Consider the following 16,696-nt stretch of genomic DNA (forward strand, 5'->3'; position numbering starts at 1 on the left):
TGTCGGCTTGAGGATTTGGGATGTGGCCGGCGCCTGGCGCAGGCCCCGTTTCGGGAGCGGCGGTGGATGCGGTGTCGTCCGTCACTCCTGTTTCCAGACACCGCAATTTGGGGAGAGAGTATGAACAGACTTCTTGCGTCCACCGCGCTGGCCCTCGGCCTGATGGCATTCAGCGGAACCGCGAACGCTGCCGAATGCGGCTCGGTGACTATCGCCAACATGAACTGGCAGTCGGCCGAAGTGCTTGCCAGTATCGACAAGCTCATTCTCAATGCCGGCTATGGCTGCGACGCCGAGCTCGTCGTTGGCGACACGGTTCCGACCTTCACTTCGATGACCGAGAAGGGCCAGCCCGACATCGCTCCGGAAGGCTGGATCGACCTGCTGCCGGAGGTCGTCGAGCGCGGCATTGCCGAAAACAAGCTGATCTCCACCGTCGACGCCCTTTCCGATGGCGCCGTGCAGGGCTGGTGGGTGCCCAAATACATCATCGACGCCCATCCCGACATCAAGACCATCGACGACGCCCTGAAGCACCCGGAGCTGTTCCCGGCGCCGGAAGACTCGTCCAAGGGCGCCGTCTTCAACGGACCCCAGGGTTGGGGCGGCACGCTGGTGACCACCCAGCTCTTCAAGGCCTATGAGGCCGAGAATGCCGGCTTCCTGCTGATCGACACCGGCTCGGCTGCCGGCCTCGACGGCTCGGTCGCCAAGGCCTATGAGCGCCAGGAAGGCTGGATGGGCTACTACTGGGCGCCGACCGCGCTGCTCGGCAAGTACGACATGGTCAAGCTGGAATACGGCGTGCCCTTCGATGCCGAAGAGTGGAAGCGCTGCAACACCGTGGCCGACTGCCCGGATCCGAAGCGCAACGAATGGCCCAAGGACCGCGTGCAGACCCTGGTGACCACCGGCTTCGCCGAGCGCGCCGGCCCGGTCATGGACTACCTCAAGGCCCGCAGCTGGTCGAACGACACCGTCAACAAGCTGCTCGCCTGGATGGGTGACAACCAGGCCACCGGCGAGGAAGGCGCGAAGTACTTCCTCAAGAACAACGAAGACATCTGGGCCAAGTGGGTCTCGCCCGAGGTCGCAGAGAAGGTGAAGGCTTCGGTTCAGTAACCGGCCGGAACAACCGCGGCGGCGCGCCCAGTTGCGCGCCGCCGACGCGTTTTGCCGCGCCCAACAAGAAAACACGAGCCGCCTGGCGGGAAAGGGGAATCGATGGATTGGCTGACAAGATTTCCGCATTTGAACGATGACACGCTGCGCCTTCTGAAGAAGAGCATCGACGAGAGCTTCCGCGCTTTCACCCGCGCCTATGGCGGCGGGATCGAGGCTTTCTTCCAGCCGCTGCAGTATTTCCTGATCCAGTCCGAGCGGTTCATGACCCTGACGCCGTGGCCGATCATCCTGCTGCTGATCGCCGCCATTGCCTGGATCGCCACCCGCAGCTGGAAGATCGTTGCCGGCGCGGTCGTCACGCTGCTGATCATCGGCTTCTTCGACATGTGGGACGACACGATGAAGACCATCTCGATGATCTTCGTCTGCACCGTGCTGTCGATCGTGCTGGGCATTCCCATCGGCATCGCCATGTCGCGCTCGGACCGGCTGCAGAGCTGGATAAGCCCGATCCTCGACGTGATGCAGACCATGCCGAGCTTCGTCTATCTCATTCCCGTGGTCATGCTGCTGGGCATCGGCAAGGTGCCGGGGCTGATCGCGGTCGTCATCTATGCCATTCCGCCCATGATACGCCTGACCAATCTCGGCATCCGCCAGGTCGATCGCGACGTGCTCGAGGCGGCCGACGCCTTCGGCTCCTCGAGCTGGCAGAAGCTGAAGAACGTGCAGCTGCCGCTGGCGCTGCCGACCATCATGGCCGGCATCAACCAGACCATCATGATGGCGCTGGCCATGGTGGTGATCGCATCCATGATCGGCGTGCAGGGGCTGGGCCAGCCGGTGCTGAAGGCCATCGCCAACCAGTATTTCACGCTCGGCATTTTCAACGGCATGGCCATCGTGGGCATCGCCATCATCTTCGACCGCGTCAGCCAGGCCTATGGCAAGCGGCTGCAAAGGCACCTGGAGGTGGTTCATGGCTGAGGCGCAGCAAGGCAGCGGCATCAGCATCCGCAACCTGTACAAGATCTTCGGCCACAACGCCGCGGCCTATGTCGATCTCGTCAAGCAGGGCATGAGCAAGGCCGAGCTGAACCAGAAGCACGGCCATGTGCTCGGCCTGAAGAACATCAACATCGAGATGCCCGGCGGCGGCATCTTCGTCATCATGGGCCTTTCGGGCTCGGGCAAGTCGACGCTGATCCGCCACATCAACCGGCTGATCGACCCGACCTCCGGCGAAGTGATCGTCGGCGGCGCAGACGTGGTGAAGATGAACCCGCGCGAACTGCAGGAATTCCGCCGCCACAAGACGGCGATGGTGTTCCAGAAATTCGCCCTGCTGCCGCACCGCAACGTGCTGGAAAACACCGTCTACGGGCTGGAGATCCAGGGCGTGCCGCGCGCCAGGCAGGTGGAGCAGGCCATGCGCTGGATCGAGCGCGTGGGGCTGAAGGGTTTTGAGAAGAAGTATCCGAACCAGCTTTCGGGCGGCATGCAGCAACGCGTGGGGCTGGCCCGCGCGCTGACCAACGATGCGCCGATCCTGCTGATGGACGAGGCTTTTTCCGCGCTCGACCCCCTCATCCGCATGGACATGCAGACGGTGCTTCTCGATCTGCAAAAAGAGATCAAGAAGACCATCGTCTTCATCACCCACGATCTCGACGAGGCGCTGCGCCTGGGCGACCGGGTGGCGATCCTGCGCGACGGCGAGGTGATCCAGCAGGGCACCGCCCAGGACATCGTGCTGAACCCGGCCGACGGCTACATCGCCAACTTCGTGAAGGAAGTGAACCGCGGGCGGGTGATCAGGGTCAATGCGATCATGCAGCCTGCCAATGGCGAAACGCCGCTGGCGCCTATCCAGACTTCCGCCGAAGCGACGCTGGACGAAGCCGCCACACTGCTGGCCACGGCCGGACAGCAGCAGCTCTCGATCGTCGACCAGAGCGGTGCGCAGATCGGCACCGTGGACCTGCAGCGCATCGTCTCCGCCATGGTCACCCCTGCCGCCGGCGAGGCCAGGGCCTGACAGGCTAAGGGAGGGCAGCCGCCGCCCTCCCCGCTCCGGCAAGCCCCGCTATCTGCCGCCGGGCCCAAAAACTTTAACCAGCCTCTTTTCACGCGCGGTCCGGGCTGCCGCGCCGGGCGCATGCGCTATTTCTCCGCTCAAGGCCGTTGCGCGGCTCTCTGCGCCGGCGGAGCAGATGAAAGGAGCCGAAACCATGCGCCTGATGCTGGCATGCTCGATCCTTGCCGGGCTGACCGCAGCCGCCCATGCGGAGATGCGCGTCAATTTCGACTGGGGCCCGACGAAAAAATGTTTTGACGTCAACTCGCCGCCATTCAAGCTCTCCGGCGTGCCGGAAGGCACGGCCAGCCTGGACTTCCAGATGACCGACCGCAACGCGCCCGGTTTCCACCATGGCGGCGGCAGGGTTGCCTATAAGGGGCAGTCGTCGCTGCCCTACGGCGCGTTCAGATACAAGGGCCCCTGCCCGCCTTCGGGTTCGCATTCCTATGTCTTCACGGTCAAGGCGCTGGACGGACAAGGAAAGGCGCTGGCCACGGCGACGGCCAGCCGCGACTTTCACCAATAGGGCATCGGCTGCGACCTCGCGGCGAGGCGAGGCCGCATGAGTTCAGAGCTGAGGCTGCTTGGTCTTGCGCAGATAGGGCAGGATCCTGTCGAAGGCGCCAAAGCGCTTGATCGCCTCGTCGTCGGATACGGCGGCGGTGATGATCACATCCTCGCCCGGCTTCCAGTCGGCCGGCGTCGCCACCTGATGCTTGGCGGTGAGCTGGATGGAATCGAGCGCCCGCAGGATCTCAGCGAAATTGCGTCCCGTGGTCATCGGATAGGTCAGCACCAGCTTGATCCGCTTGTCGGGGCCGATGATGAACACCGAACGCACCGTGGCGTTGTCGGCCGGCGTGCGCCCTTCCGAAGTGTCGCCTGCCTCCGCCGGCAGCATGTCGTAGAGCTTGGCGACCTTCAGGTCGCGGTCGCCGATCAGCGGATAGTCGACCGCGAAGCCGGTCGCGGTGCGGATATCGTCCTTCCACTTGTGGTGGCTCTCTACCGGATCGACCGAAATGCCGAGGATCTTGGCATTGCGCTTCGCGAACTCGTCAGCGAGGCCGGCCATCGCGCCGAGTTCCGTGGTGCAGACAGGCGTGAAGTTCTTCGGATGCGAGAACAGCACCGCGTAGCCATCGTCGATCCATTCGTGGAAATGGATCGTGCCCTTGGTGGTTTCGGCGGTGAAGTCTGGCGCGATATCATTGATACGAAGGCCCATTGCGTCGCTCCTTATGACAGTCGGCGAAAAACGCCCCATCATACCCCAAACCATCGCGCGTCCGAAGAGGGATGCGGAGAGGACGACTGTCAGGCCGTGCCCTTGCGCGCGTGGCAGCGGCTGGCGCGGCTGCTACGGTGTGAACTTCGTCCGCAGCCCGGCAAGGCGATTCGGACCCGGTGACGCCCAGGGCCTGCATGGCTTCGGCATCGCTCCCCGACGGGGCCGAACCTGCCCCGTGCGAAACGGCTTCGCCGCCGGCGCGCAAAGAGGATGCGATTTTCACTCTTCCCCTTCCGATTGTCGAAGCTCGCTTGTGCGAGTGCGATATATATGTATACATCACGACGGATGTTCGGTTTGCACGCTTGCCGCCTTTTCGTCAGGGGAGCGACGAAAATGGCCTAGTTGCTAGGCCTTTCCCGGGAGGACGAGGCGGGGCGCATCAAAGGGAGGAGTATACATGATTACCAGAAGACTGTTCATTGCCGGCACAGCGCTGTCGCTGCTTGCCGCCACGCCCGCCTTCGCGCAGGACGTGGTGAAGATTGGACTTGTCCTGCCGATGACGGGGCCTTTTGCCTCGACGGGACGCCAGGTCGAGGCCGGCGTTCGTGCATACATGGCCCTGCATGGCGAAGAGGCCGCGGGCAAGAAGGTCGAGATCGTTCTGCGCGACGACGCCGGCACTGCCGACCAGACCCGCCGAATCGCGCAGGAGCTGGTGGTGAACGACGGCGTTTCCATGCTGATGGGCTTCGGCCTGACGCCGCTCGCCATGGCTGTGGCGCCGGTGCTCAACCAGGCGAAGATCCCCGCGCTCATCACCTCGGCGACCACCTCCAGCATCATGCAGCAGTCGGACTATTTCGTCCGCACCTCCATGGCCGGGCCGCAGTCGCCGGTGCCGATGGCAACCTGGGCGGTGGAAAACGGGCTCAAGCGCGTAGTGACCCTGGTGTCGGACTACGGCCCCGGCCACGACATCGAAAAGGGCTTCACCGACCAGTTCAAGCAGGAAGGCGGCGAAATCGTCGAGGCGGTTCGCGTGCCGCTGCAGAACCCGGATTTCGCGCCCTTCCTGCAGCGCGTGCGCGATGCCAAGCCTGACGCGATCTTCGTCTTCGTGCCTTCGGGCGTGGGCTCTCTGTTCATGAAGCAGTTCGCCGATCGCGGCCTGGCCGAAGCCGGCATCAAGCTGATCGCCACCGGCGACGTGACCGACGACGACCTGCTGAACGGCATCGGCGAGCCGGCGCTTGGCGTCATCACCGGCCATTTCTACTCGGCCGCGCATGACAGCCCGGAAAACAAGGCCTATGTGGAAGAGGTGCGCAAGGCCAACAACAACATGCGGCCCAACTTCATGTCGGTCGGCGGCTACGACGCCATGCACCTGGCCTATGCCGCGCTGGAAAAGACCGGCGGCGACACCGACGGCGGCAAGCTGGTGGAGGCCATGAAGGGCATGGAGTGGACCAGCCCGCGCGGCCCCATTTCCATCGACCCGGCCACGCGCGACATCGTCCAGGACATCTACATCCGCGAGGTCAAGCAGGTGGACGGCGAGCTCTACAATGTCGAGTTCGCCACCTATGAGAAGATCCGCGACCCGAACGTCGCCAACTAGGTGCACAGGCGCGGGCCGGACAACTTCCGGCCCGCGCGCAACAGCGAGCGACCATGCTGACAATCCTGTTCGACGGCATCGCCTATGGGATGCTTCTCTTCGTCCTTGCCTGCGGCCTGTCGATCACGCTGGGCCTGATGAACTTCGTCAACCTGGCGCATGGCGCCTTTGCCATGGCGGGCGGCTACACCACCGTCATCATGATGAACCGCTACGGCATCTCCTTCTACTGGTGCCTGCCGGCGGCCTTTCTCGTGACCGCATTGGTAGGGGTGGTGCTGGAGCGGACGCTCTACCGGCACCTCTACAAGGCCTCGCATCTCGACCAGGTGCTGTTCTCGATCGGGCTCGTCTTCATGTCGATCGCGGCAATCGACTATTTCATGGGCGGCCAGCAGCAGCTCATCAACCTGCCGGCCGAACTGCGCGGCCGCTTCGATTTCCTCGGCATCAGCATCGGGCGATACCGGCTGTTCATCATCCTGCTCTGCGCGGTGCTGACAGTGGTGCTTCAGCTCGTTCTCACCCGCACCCGCTTCGGCAGCCAGTTGCGCGCGGCGGTGGATGACGGGCGCGTGGCGCGCGGCCTGGGCATCAACATATCGGTGATCTTCGCCCTGACCTTTGCTCTCGGCTCCGGCCTCGCCGGGCTCGGCGGCGCGCTCGGCACCGACCTGCTCGGCCTCGACCCCAACTTTCCTCTGAAATTCCTCATCTACTTCATGATCGTCGTTACCGTGGGCGGCACCTCCTCCATCACCGGGCCCTTCGTGGCCGCATTGCTGCTGGGCATCGCCGATGTTGCAGGCAAATATTACGTGCCGCAGCTTGGCGCCTTCATCATCTACGCCGTGATGGTCCTGGTGCTGATCTTCCGGCCGCACGGGCTGTTTGCACGGGAGGGCGGCCGATGACTTCCGCAACCGACAACGCCGTCTCGCTGCTCAAGCGCAGCGGCCGCTGGCAGCTTTGGGAGATTGCGCTGTGGCTTGTTGCCGTGGCCATGATCTTCCTCCTGCCGTCCAAGATGCTGATCCTGACCGAGATCGCCATTCTGGCGCTGTTCGCGGTCTCGCTGGACCTGATCCTCGGCTATGCCGGCATCGTCTCGCTGGGCCATGCCGCCTTCTTCGGGCTTGGCGCATATACGGCGGGCCTGCTTGCACGCCACTATGTCACCGAGCCGGTGACTGGCCTGCTCGCCGCAGGGCTGGTGAGCGGCGTGTTCGGCTTTGCCACCAGCTTTTTGGTGCTGCGCGGCTCCGACCTCACCCGCCTGATGACCACGTTCGGCGTGGCCATGCTTCTGGCCGAAGTGGCCAACCAGGCCGGCTGGCTGACCGGCGGCGCAGATGGACTTTCGGGCGTGATGATCACGCCCATCCTCGGCATATTCGAATTCGACCTGTGGGGCCGCACCGGCTACATCTATGTGCTGGCGGTGCTGATGGTGCTGACCTTCCTTGCCCGCCGCATCGTGAACTCGCCCTTCGGCCTGTCGCTGAAGGCGATCAAGCGCAACCCGGTGCGCGCATCCATGCTGGGCATTTCGCCCACGCGCCAGATCGTCGCCATCTATACCGTCGCCGCCGTCTATGCCGGCATCGCAGGCGCGCTGCTGACCCAGACCACCAGCTTCGTCTCGCCGGACGTGCTCGCCTTCCACCGCTCGGCCGATGTGCTGCTCGTGCTGGTCATCGGCGGCACCGGCTACCTCTATGGCGGCGTGTTTGGAGCCGTCATCTTCACGCTGCTGCGCGACTGGCTGTCGGTGATCACGCCGCAATACTGGATGTTCTGGATCGGCCTGATCCTGATCGTCATCGTGCTGGTGGGCCGCGAACGCCTCACGCGCTGGCAGGGCTTGCTGCCCGGCGCGGCGCGCAGCCGGCGTGCCAAGACGCAGGCAATGGCGGAGGAAGGCCGATGACTTTCGCGCTCGAAACCCGCAACCTTGTCAGGCGTTTCGGCGGCTTCGTCGCCACCAACGACGTGTCGCTACGCGTCAGGCAGGGCGCGCGCCACGCGCTGATAGGCCCCAATGGCGCCGGCAAGACCACGCTGATCAACCTTCTGACCGGCTCACTGGATCCTTCGGCCGGCCAGGTGCTGCTTGGCGGCGAGGACATCACCCGCCTGCCCGCACATGCCCGCGTCGGGCGCGGCCTTTCGCGCACCTTCCAGATCAACCAGCTGTTCGGCGATTTCACGCCGCTGGAATCTATGATGCTGGCGATCGGCCAGCGCGAAGGCCATAGCGGCGCCGCCTGGCGGCCGCTGTCGCGCAACAGGGCGGCGGCGGAGGAAGCGGCCACGCTGCTGGAGCGGTTCCGCCTGGCCGACGCCATGGCCACGGCCACGACGCTGCTGCCCTATGGCAAGCAGCGCCTGCTGGAGATCGCGCTGGCGGTCGCCACCCGGCCCAAGGTGCTGCTGCTGGACGAGCCCGCCGCTGGCGTTCCGGAAGAGGAGCGCCACGAGGTGCTGTCGATCGTGCGGGAGCTGCCCTCCGACGTCACCGTGGTGCTGATCGAGCACGACATGGACCTGGTCTTCTCCTTTGCCGACCGGATCTCCGTGCTGGCCGCCGGCGCGCTGTTTGCCGAGGGCACGGTCGCCGAAATCTCGAAGGACCCGCAGGTGAAGGCAATCTATCTGGGGGAGGATGCCTGATGGCCGAGCTTCTCAGCATCGAACGGCTGGTGGCCGGCTATGGCGAGGCGCGCGTGCTGGCCAGGGTGGACCTGACGCTGAAGGAGGGCAGGTCGCTGGCCTTGCTCGGCCGCAACGGCGCCGGCAAGACGACGCTGCTGGACACGATCGCGGGCGTGACGACCCATCATTCCGGCACGATCCGCCTCGCTGGACGAGACATCACCCGCCTGCGCGCCGAGCAGCGCGCGCCGCTGGGCATCGGCTGGGTGCCGCAGGAGCGCAATATCTTCCGCTCGCTGACGGTGGAGGAAAACCTGACCGCCACCGCCCGCCCCGGCCTGTGGAACGTGGAGCGGGTCTACGGCATGTTCCCGCGGCTGAAGGAACGGCGGCGCAATCTCGGCAACCAGCTTTCCGGCGGCGAGCAGCAGATGCTGGCAGTTGCCCGCGCGCTGATGCTCAACCCGAAAATCCTGCTGCTGGACGAGCCATTGGAAGGGCTTGCCCCCATCATTGTCGACGAGCTGCTGGCCGCGCTGCGCCGCATCGTCACCGAGGAAGGCATGTCGGCCATCATCGTGGAGCAGAAGGCGCGCAAGGTGCTGCCGCTGACGGACGACGTGATCGTGCTGGAGCGCGGCGCGGTTACCTATCGCGACAGCTCCGCCGCCCTGCTCGCCTCGCCCGAGACGCTCGACGCGCATCTGAGCGTGTGAGGGGGAAAGGCTAGGACCCGGTTTCAACAGTTTCTCCGAATACGGCGGCAAACTGTTGAAACCTTCCGTTTCGTTGCGCATACTTGTTTCAACAGTTTGACGTCGATCAGCGACGAAGTGTTGAAACTATGGATTTCCAGGAACTCAACAACGACCAGCGCCGTGAAAAGGTCAATTCCGACCAGCGCTTCGAAGCGCTTCGCCGCGCCACGGAGAGACTGAGGAGCTATCGTGGCTCCATGGTTTGGCAGAAGGCAAAGGGCGAGGAATACCTCGCCCGCAGCTACTACGATTCCTCAGGCATACGCCGGCAGACCTCGCTCGGCCGCAGAAGCCCAGAGACGGAAAAAACCAAACATACCTGGGAGGCTGGGCGTGCCGAGGCGCGCGCAGGCCTGCAAGTGATGCGCGAAACCATGGCGCGCCAGGCGGCCATCAACCGTGTTCTGGGGCTCGGCCGAGTTCCCGTGATAGCGGCTCGCATCATCCGCGCACTCGACGAGGCCGGACTGCTTGGCCACGGCATTCGCATTGTCGGAACAAACGCGATCTATGCCTATGAGGCGACAGCAGGTGTGCTTGTCGATCCCGGGATCACTGCAACGCAAGACATCGATCTGCTGCTGGATGCGCGACAGGCGCTGCGTATGGTGGCTTCGGAAAATGTGGCGGACCTGACGCTGATCGGTCTATTGAAGAAGGTCGACGCAAGCTTTGAGCGAACTGCCCAGGAATTCCGGGCGGTCAACCGTGATGGCTATCTCGTCGATCTGATCCGACCACAGCGAAACCCGCCCTGGTCCAAGGAAATGCTGCGGGTCGGACAAGATGCCGACGATCTTACTTCTGTCGCGATCGAAGGACTGGGCTGGCATGAAAGCGCGCCCCACTTCGAGGCGATCGCCATCGACGAACGTGGAGGGCCCCTCAGGATCGTCACCACCGACCCGCGTGTCTTTGCTGCACACAAGCTATGGGTTTCGAGACAACCCGGCCGCGAACCCGTGAAGCGCCAGCGCGATGCCGCGCAAGCGCGAGCAGTTGGCGCGATCGTTGCCACGCATCTGACCCACCTGCCCTATGAGCGCGACGCGCTGCGGATGCTACCACAGGAGGTTTTCGACGCTGCCGCGCCGCTGTTCGTGGGCAGCCGCGCCGAGCCCTATGAATTCTGACGGGCGGATTGGGCGATCACTGTGAAAACTGCATCGCCTCGCCAGTTCCAAGAGGGACCCGGCGAGGCGATGTCGAACCTACGACAGCGTGATCAGCCCTTCTTCGTGCGCCAGCTGTCGGCGTAGTTTTCGCGGGCCTCGCGCGCATAGGGCGTGGGCGACACGCGCACGCGGATTTCCGCCTGCTTGTGCGGCCGCTCGGTCGAGGTCTTGGCGGAACCGCCATCCGGCTCGCCCCAGATCAGCGTCAGCACGTCGCCTTCCTGGACATCGGCGTCGACGACGCCGAGCGAGAGCATGCAGCGCTCGTTGTAGGAATAGCCGTTGAACATCGACATGCCGACCATCTTGCCGTCGCGCAACACCATGTCGGCGCTGGAGGAGGCATAGTTGGGCTGCGGGAAGTCGATCCACTTGAAGTGTTCCTCGCCCGGACGGAAGGCCGAGGCGATGACCTCTACGACGTCCTCGGCATTCCACTCGAAGGTGACCTTCTTGCGGTTCTTCTGGCCCTTCATCTTCTCGAGCGCAGCCTTGCCGACGAAGTCGCCCTTCTTCCAGCCGATGTAGAAGTCGTAGCCGAGCTCGAACGGGTTGACGTAGTAATCCTCGATGTTGTCGGAGACGAAGCTGCCGCCGATGGAGCCGGTCGCCTCGTAGGAGTCGGCGCCGAGCCAGTCGCGATAGTCCTTGAGCATGCCGTCGCCGGTGTAGATGCCCGGCAGCGGCGACGGAATCCAGCCCGATTCCAGCGTGTTGGTGGAATAGGCGCGGCTGCCGCAGCGGACGAGATCGACGCCGGCGTCCCTGGCCGCCTCGAGGATGCAGGACAGGATGTAGTTCTTGTCCTCGTAGGGGCCCCAGATTTCCAGGCCCGGCGCGCCCGACATGCCGTGGCGCAGCGCCCGCACCTTCTTCGAGCCGATCTTGATCCAGTCGACATGGAAGAACTTGATCTCGGGGATCGGGCCGCCATTCATCTTCTCGAAGATCCTGGGGGCGTCGGGGCCCTGGATCTGATAGCGGTAGTGGGTGCGCAGAACCCGTTCGCCTTCCGGCCGCGAGGGCGAGCGCGGGTCGTATTTGAGCCGGACATTCCACTTGCCGTAGGCGGCGCAGAACATCAGCCAGTTGGAGGTCGGCGCGCGACCGACGAGGATGAACTTGTCCTCGCGCTCGCGGAAAATGATGTGGTCGCCGATGACATGGCCGTTCGGCGTGACCGGCACGAAATGCTTGGCGCGGCTGAGATCGAAATTCCCGAAGGAATTGATGCCGTGATAGGCGAGGAACTTCTCGGCATCCGGGCCCTCGACGATCAGTTCATCCATGTGATGGGTCTGGTCGAACAGCACGGCGGAATTGCGCCAGGCGGCCTGCTCGGTGCGCCAGTTGCTGAACTCCGGTGCCACGACGGGGTATACATACATGCCAAGACGCGAGCTGCGCAGCAGCTGAACGGGGTTCGGATTCTCGGCTAAAATGTTGCTAAGGCTAGATTTTGTCATGGACTCTCCTCCAAGGCGCAGAAAATGATGTATACATTAGGGCTGATCGCGAGGGAGAATGCAAGCCTCTTTGCGCAGACAAGGCGCGGCGCGGAACGCAAAACGGCGGCCCGCAGGGACCGCCGCTGGCACATGATCCCAAAAAGATCATGCTCAAACAAATAGATAGGGCGCCTCAGCGATGGATCAGGCCGAGGCCGGGAATCTTCGGCAGCAGTTCGGGGTCCTGGCTGAAGATGTATTCAAGATTGTGGCGGGCGGTGCGGGCATGCTCGCGGGCGATCCATTCGGCGCGCGCGCCTTCGCGGGCCACGATGGCGTTGACCAGCTCGCGGTGCTGCTCCTGCGCGAAGCGGAGCGAGCGGCGGAAGGCGGCGATCTCGGTCCGGTTGGGCAGGAAGGCCGAAGGCGAGGCGAAAGGCAGCGAGCCGGCCCGCTCGACCTCGCGCCGGATGACCTCGCTGCCGGCGAGCCCCGCAAGCTCGTGATGAAAGGCCTCGTTGAGGTCTGAATAGGCGTCGAAATCCACCTCGTCCAGCCCGGGGCCGAAACAGGCGTCCAGCCTGGAAACTATATCGGTTATGCGCGCCAGCGCCTCCGGCGCCACGCCGCGCTCGGCAGCCAGCCGCGCCGCCGTGCCTTCCATCACGCCGCGCAGTTCGATCGAATCGACCACATCGGCATAGCCGAAAAGGCGCACCACGAAGCCGCCATTGGGCAGCCGATCAAGCAGCCCCTCTTCCGCAAGGCGCGACAGCGCCTCGCGCACCGGCGTGCGGGAAATATCGAGCGCCTCGGCCAGCGACACTTCGAACAGGCGCGTTCCTCCCGGCAGCTCGCCGTTGATGATTTTCTCGCGCAGTTCGATGACCGCTCGGCGGCCGTGCGTGGCAACTTCACTGGGTTTCATTTCGGGCACCTCTTTCTGCAGTCACGCTTAGCACTTCAGACAGCTCGCGCGAAGATGGGGTGGAAGCGGCTAGCCAACGTTCGCAGCACAAATGTATTCATGATTCCTGCCAAACTAGCCATTGCGCGGCCCCGCCCTACCCCGATCGGCCCTTCATGTGTACATCGCCATTGACAAAAATGTATACATGGGATTTGGGTGACCCAGGGAGGGCAGCGATTTTGACAAGCTTGGTACTCATTCCGGGACTGGTTTCGGACGACATCGTCTGGCAGCCCCTGGCCGAAGCAGTGTCGGCCCGCATGCCAGTGCACCATGCCGACGTGACCCGCGACAGCTCCATCACTTCCATGGCAAGCCGCATTCTCGACGAGACGCAGGGCGCAATCATCGCCGTCGGCCATTCCATGGGCGGGCGGGTGGCGATGGAAATGGCCCGGCTTGCGCCGCAAAGGGTCCGCGGGCTGGTGCTGGCCAATACGGGGCACCACCCGAAGCGGGAAGGCGAGGAGATCAAGCGCGAAGCGATGATCGCACTCGGCCACAGCGACATCGGCAGGCTTGCCGACCAGTGGCTTCCGCCGATGCTGGACCCGGCCCGGGTGGAGGATACCGCCCTTATCGAGCGACTGAAGGCCATGGTGCTGCGCGCCGGCCCGCAGGTGCATGAGCGCCAGATCCGCGCGCTGCTCGGCCGACCGGATGCGAGCGCCTATCTTGCCGAGCTTGCCTGCCCCATCCTGCTGGTTGCGGCGCGGCAGGACGGCTGGAGCCCGATTGCCCAGCACCAGGAGATCGCCGACGCGGTGCCGGACGCCGAACTGGCCATCATCGACAATGCCGGCCATTTCGCGCCGGTGGAGCGGCCGCAGCAAGTGACCGGGGCGATCTCCGGATGGCTCGCGCGCAGATTTGGAGGGACCGATGCCTGAACAAACGGCCATAGCCGAAACCCCGCTTTTCGACCGTGAAGGGTCGATCCGGGGCTACAGGATGAACAAGATGGCGATGGCGCTGGGCAAGCCCGAGAACCGCGCCGCCTTCAAGGCCGACGAGGAAGCCTTTCTCGACCGCTTCGGCCTGACCGCGGAGGAAAAGGCCGCTGTGATGGCGCGCGCCTGGCGCGAGATGGTGCGGCTCGGCGGAAACCTCTTTTTCATCCTCAAGATCTCGGCCGTCGACCCGACCCCGATCACGCAGATCGGTGCCGCGCAGGCCGGCATGTCGCATGAGGATTTTCTGTACGAACGGCTGGGGAAGAAGCGCAATGGCTAGGATCATCGGCGGAGTGGGAACGAGCCACGTTCCATCGATCGGCGCGGCACTGGACAAGGGCCTGCGCGACACGGCCGACTGGAAGCCCTTCTTCGACGGCTACGAAGCCGGCAAGGCGTGGATGCGCGAGGCACGGCCCGATATTGCCGTGGTGGTCTTCAACGACCACGGCAACACCTTCTTCCTCGACCGCGTGCCGACCTTCGCGGTGGGCGTGGCCGAGACCTACCACCCGGTGGACGAAGGCTGGGGCCCGCGCGCCGTGCCGCCTTTCGAAGGCGCCGTCGATTTTTCGTGGCACTTCGTGGACAGGCTGGTGGAGCGCCATTTCGACCCGCTGGTCTGCCGCGAGATCGAGGTGGACCACGGTGCGCAGGTGCCGATGGAACTGTTTTTCGGCCGGCCGGAAAAATGGCCGGTCAAGGTGCTGCCGATCTGGGTGAACACCATCCAGTATCCGATACCCACGCCGCAGCGCTGCTGGGAGATGGGCGAGGTGCTGCGGGAGGCGATCGAGTCCTGGCCGGGCGACGAGCGCGTCGTGATCCTCGGCACCGGCGGCCTTTCGCACCAGCTGCAGGGCGCGCGGGCGGGCTTCATCAACCAGGAAGCCGACCGCGCCTGGCTGGACGGCATCGCCGCCAACCCGGAGCACTATCGCGCCATGAGTCGCGAGGACTATGTCGAGCAGTTCGGCTCGGAAGGGGCGGAGCTCATCATGTGGCTGGTGATGCGCGCGGCCATGAACCCGCAGGTCAGGCAGGTCCACAAGCATTACCACGCCCCCGCCTCAATGACGGGCGCGGGCATGGTGGTGCTGGAAAACGCGGAGTGAAGCGCATGTTCTTTCTGATGCGATGCCTGCACCGGGTTGGGCAGGACGAAGCCCGCGACACGCACCGGCCCGCCCACCGCGCCTGGGTGCAATCCGGCGGCGAAGGGCTGGCGGCGGTGCTGATCGGCTCGGCGCTACTGGACGAACAGGGCGGCTCGATCGGCAATTTCGGCGTATTGGAAGCCGAGAGCCTGGAAAAGGCGCGCGCCTTTGCGGAAGGGGATCCGTTCACCCTCGCCGGCATCGTCGAGCGCATCGAACTGACGCCGCTGCCCGACACGTTCCAGGCCCATCGCATCAGCGAGCCCATGACGGCGCGGAAATAGGCGCTTCGTTTTTCTCTTGAACACCGGCAGGACCGTCAAAGATGCCCCTCGCCCGCTCGCGTCCTCTCCGCGCGGGGCAGGGAATCGCATTTGAACCCCCACCCCTAACCCCTCCCCACAAGGGGGAGGGGAACCATGCTGCACGGCCGCCCGGCACCAGTCTTCGCCGCTTGGGTGCTATGGCGGCGAAATCGTCCCCCTCCCCCTTGTGGGGAGGGGACAGGGGTGGGGGTGGTTCCGTGCGATACGCGATTGCCCTACCTGAGCAGACGCGGCGGCTCCCCGTTTCCATGAAGGGAAACGGGCCGACTACCCCAGCCTCATTCCCAACGCCCGCGCGACCGTATCGCCAAGGCTGGCATCGGGCCCCACACCGCAGGCGCCCATGCGTTCCTGCACCTCGGCGATCTCGCTGGCGAGCCCGCCCCTCAGGCCCAGCGCATCGAGCGTTGCCGCGCTCTCGCGCATTTCGGCCGCGCGGCGTTTTCCGTGCCGCGTCGTGCGCTCCATCTGGTATTCGGCGAAATGCGGCCAGTCGAGCCCGGGGAAGGACGCCGAAAGCGAGGCGACGATTTCCTCGAAGCAGCCGGAGGCGCGGGCGGCAAGCAGCGTCTCGACCGTGATCGCCTCCAGCCCCTTCACGAACAGCGAACGCACCATCTTTATCGCCGTGGCCGCGCCCGGCTCGGCGCCGGCGATGGAGGCGGAGAAGCCCAACGCCGAAAGCTGCGGCAGAAACCGCCCGGCTTCCGTGCCGGCCAGCAGCACCGGCGTGGCATGCCCGCGCGGATGCACCGGCGCCATTACCGCCATGTCGAGATAGATCGCGCCCGTGGCCTCCACGGCCGACGCCGTCTGGCGCTTTCGGTCCGGCGAGACGGAGTTGATGTCGATGAGCAACTGCCCCTGCCTCAGATGCGGCAGCAGCGGCTCTACCGCCAAAAGGCTCTGGTCGGCGGTGACCGCACTGAAGATCCAGTCCGCCTCGCCCAGCCCAGCGAGGTCTGCGACCTCCGCGCCCCGCTGGAGCATCGCCGAACGCATGGGCTCGTCGCCGCGCTCCAGCAATATGTCATAGGCGATGAAGCTAAGGCCCGGCCGGCCCAGCCCCTCGTGGAAGGCGCGCGCGGCCTCGCCATAGCCCAGGAATGCGATCTTCATGCCCTCGTCTCCGACAATTGAGGAAGCTTGCTTTGACGCATGTCGAGATGTCGGAAGGCGTGCGAACCGCCC

At 64.6% G+C, this 16,696-nt stretch carries 18 protein-coding genes; 14 read left to right on the forward strand and 4 right to left on the reverse strand.

The features are described 5' to 3' along the window. Positions 1 to 120: 120 nt before the first annotated feature. From AC3A4H_RS13025 to AC3A4H_RS13040, 4 genes are all read left to right on the forward strand, one after another. On the forward strand, positions 121 to 1,122 hold the full coding sequence (locus tag AC3A4H_RS13025; protein WP_487767033.1) for an ABC transporter substrate-binding protein: 1,002 nt from the start codon (positions 121 to 123) through the stop codon (positions 1,120 to 1,122). Between the two features lie 102 nt (positions 1,123 to 1,224). After that, positions 1,225 to 2,112, forward strand: a complete 888-nt coding sequence (locus tag AC3A4H_RS13030; RefSeq protein WP_348779951.1) for an ABC transporter permease — start codon at positions 1,225 to 1,227, stop codon at positions 2,110 to 2,112. Beyond that, positions 2,105 to 3,163: a quaternary amine ABC transporter ATP-binding protein gene (locus AC3A4H_RS13035; protein ID WP_487767034.1), complete on the forward strand. Its 1,059-nt coding sequence runs from the start codon at positions 2,105 to 2,107 to the stop codon at positions 3,161 to 3,163. Before AC3A4H_RS13030 ends, AC3A4H_RS13035 begins: the two co-directional genes overlap by 8 nt. 175 nt (positions 3,164 to 3,338) lie before the next feature. Further along, positions 3,339 to 3,731 (forward strand): phospholipid-binding protein, encoded by a 393-nt coding sequence (locus AC3A4H_RS13040; RefSeq protein ID WP_487767035.1) that lies wholly within the window; start codon positions 3,339 to 3,341, stop codon positions 3,729 to 3,731. Between the two features lie 42 nt (positions 3,732 to 3,773). Here AC3A4H_RS13040 and AC3A4H_RS13045 read toward each other — a convergent pair whose 3' ends face one another. Further along, positions 3,774 to 4,433: a peroxiredoxin gene (locus tag AC3A4H_RS13045; RefSeq protein WP_348779954.1), complete on the reverse strand. Its 660-nt coding sequence runs from the start codon at positions 4,431 to 4,433 to the stop codon at positions 3,774 to 3,776. Positions 4,434 to 4,896: 463 nt separating this feature from the next. Between AC3A4H_RS13045 and AC3A4H_RS13050 the strand changes: the two genes are divergently transcribed. The 6 genes from AC3A4H_RS13050 to AC3A4H_RS13075 all read left to right on the forward strand — a co-directional run bounded on the left by AC3A4H_RS13050 (position 4,897) and on the right by AC3A4H_RS13075 (position 10,609). Next, positions 4,897 to 6,063, forward strand: coding sequence for an ABC transporter substrate-binding protein (locus AC3A4H_RS13050; protein ID WP_487767036.1), 1,167 nt, complete (start codon positions 4,897 to 4,899; stop codon positions 6,061 to 6,063). 53 nt (positions 6,064 to 6,116) lie between these two features. After that, a complete protein-coding gene (locus AC3A4H_RS13055) occupies positions 6,117 to 6,977 on the forward strand; it encodes a branched-chain amino acid ABC transporter permease (RefSeq protein ID WP_487767037.1) in 861 nt (286 codons plus the stop codon). Next, a complete protein-coding gene (locus tag AC3A4H_RS13060) occupies positions 6,974 to 7,993 on the forward strand; it encodes a branched-chain amino acid ABC transporter permease (RefSeq protein ID WP_487767038.1) in 1,020 nt (339 codons plus the stop codon). Before AC3A4H_RS13055 ends, AC3A4H_RS13060 begins: the two co-directional genes overlap by 4 nt. Beyond that, positions 7,990 to 8,736 carry an ABC transporter ATP-binding protein gene (locus AC3A4H_RS13065; RefSeq protein ID WP_487767039.1) on the forward strand — a complete coding sequence of 249 codons (747 nt, stop codon included), beginning with the start codon at positions 7,990 to 7,992 and terminating at the stop codon, positions 8,734 to 8,736. Before AC3A4H_RS13060 ends, AC3A4H_RS13065 begins: the two co-directional genes overlap by 4 nt. Beyond that, the gene (locus AC3A4H_RS13070; RefSeq protein ID WP_487767040.1) at positions 8,736 to 9,434 is read left to right on the forward strand and encodes an ABC transporter ATP-binding protein; all 699 of its coding nucleotides are present in this window, start codon (positions 8,736 to 8,738) and stop codon (positions 9,432 to 9,434) included. Before AC3A4H_RS13065 ends, AC3A4H_RS13070 begins: the two co-directional genes overlap by 1 nt. A 128-nt stretch (positions 9,435 to 9,562) precedes the next feature. Next, positions 9,563 to 10,609, forward strand: coding sequence for a GSU2403 family nucleotidyltransferase fold protein (locus AC3A4H_RS13075; protein ID WP_487767041.1), 1,047 nt, complete (start codon positions 9,563 to 9,565; stop codon positions 10,607 to 10,609). Between the two features lie 92 nt (positions 10,610 to 10,701). Here the strand turns inward: AC3A4H_RS13075 and ligM are convergent, their stop codons facing one another. Both ligM and AC3A4H_RS13085 read right to left on the reverse strand, forming a co-directional pair. Beyond that, entirely contained in the window at positions 10,702 to 12,117 is a 1,416-nt protein-coding gene (gene ligM, locus AC3A4H_RS13080; RefSeq protein WP_487767042.1) for a vanillate/3-O-methylgallate O-demethylase, read from the reverse strand. Between the two features lie 175 nt (positions 12,118 to 12,292). Beyond that, positions 12,293 to 13,027, reverse strand: a complete 735-nt coding sequence (locus AC3A4H_RS13085) for a GntR family transcriptional regulator (RefSeq protein WP_487767043.1) — start codon at positions 13,025 to 13,027, stop codon at positions 12,293 to 12,295. A 221-nt stretch (positions 13,028 to 13,248) separates the two neighbouring features. On the opposite strand from AC3A4H_RS13085, the gene AC3A4H_RS13090 reads away from it, so the two are divergent. From AC3A4H_RS13090 to AC3A4H_RS13105, 4 genes are read left to right on the forward strand one after another with little or no spacing between them, the layout of a single operon-like run. Beyond that, positions 13,249 to 13,959 carry an alpha/beta fold hydrolase gene (locus tag AC3A4H_RS13090; protein WP_487767044.1) on the forward strand — a complete coding sequence of 237 codons (711 nt, stop codon included), beginning with the start codon at positions 13,249 to 13,251 and terminating at the stop codon, positions 13,957 to 13,959. After that, positions 13,952 to 14,302, forward strand: coding sequence for an extradiol ring-cleavage dioxygenase (locus AC3A4H_RS13095; protein ID WP_487767045.1), 351 nt, complete (start codon positions 13,952 to 13,954; stop codon positions 14,300 to 14,302). The genes AC3A4H_RS13090 and AC3A4H_RS13095 overlap by 8 nt, the downstream gene beginning before the upstream one ends. Next, complete coding sequence (locus AC3A4H_RS13100) at positions 14,295 to 15,137, forward strand: class III extradiol dioxygenase family protein (protein ID WP_487767046.1); 843 nt, start codon at positions 14,295 to 14,297, stop codon at positions 15,135 to 15,137. Before AC3A4H_RS13095 ends, AC3A4H_RS13100 begins: the two co-directional genes overlap by 8 nt. Positions 15,138 to 15,142: 5 nt before the next feature. Beyond that, a complete protein-coding gene (locus AC3A4H_RS13105; RefSeq protein WP_487767306.1) occupies positions 15,143 to 15,463 on the forward strand; it encodes a YciI family protein in 321 nt (106 codons plus the stop codon). Positions 15,464 to 15,772: 309 nt separating this feature from the next. Here AC3A4H_RS13105 and AC3A4H_RS13110 read toward each other — a convergent pair whose 3' ends face one another. Further along, positions 15,773 to 16,624, reverse strand: a complete 852-nt coding sequence (locus AC3A4H_RS13110; protein ID WP_487767047.1) for an NAD(P)-dependent oxidoreductase — start codon at positions 16,622 to 16,624, stop codon at positions 15,773 to 15,775. Positions 16,625 to 16,696: the final 72 nt, after the last annotated feature.

Source organism: Pseudaminobacter sp. Soil_N_29, from assembly GCF_057656055.1.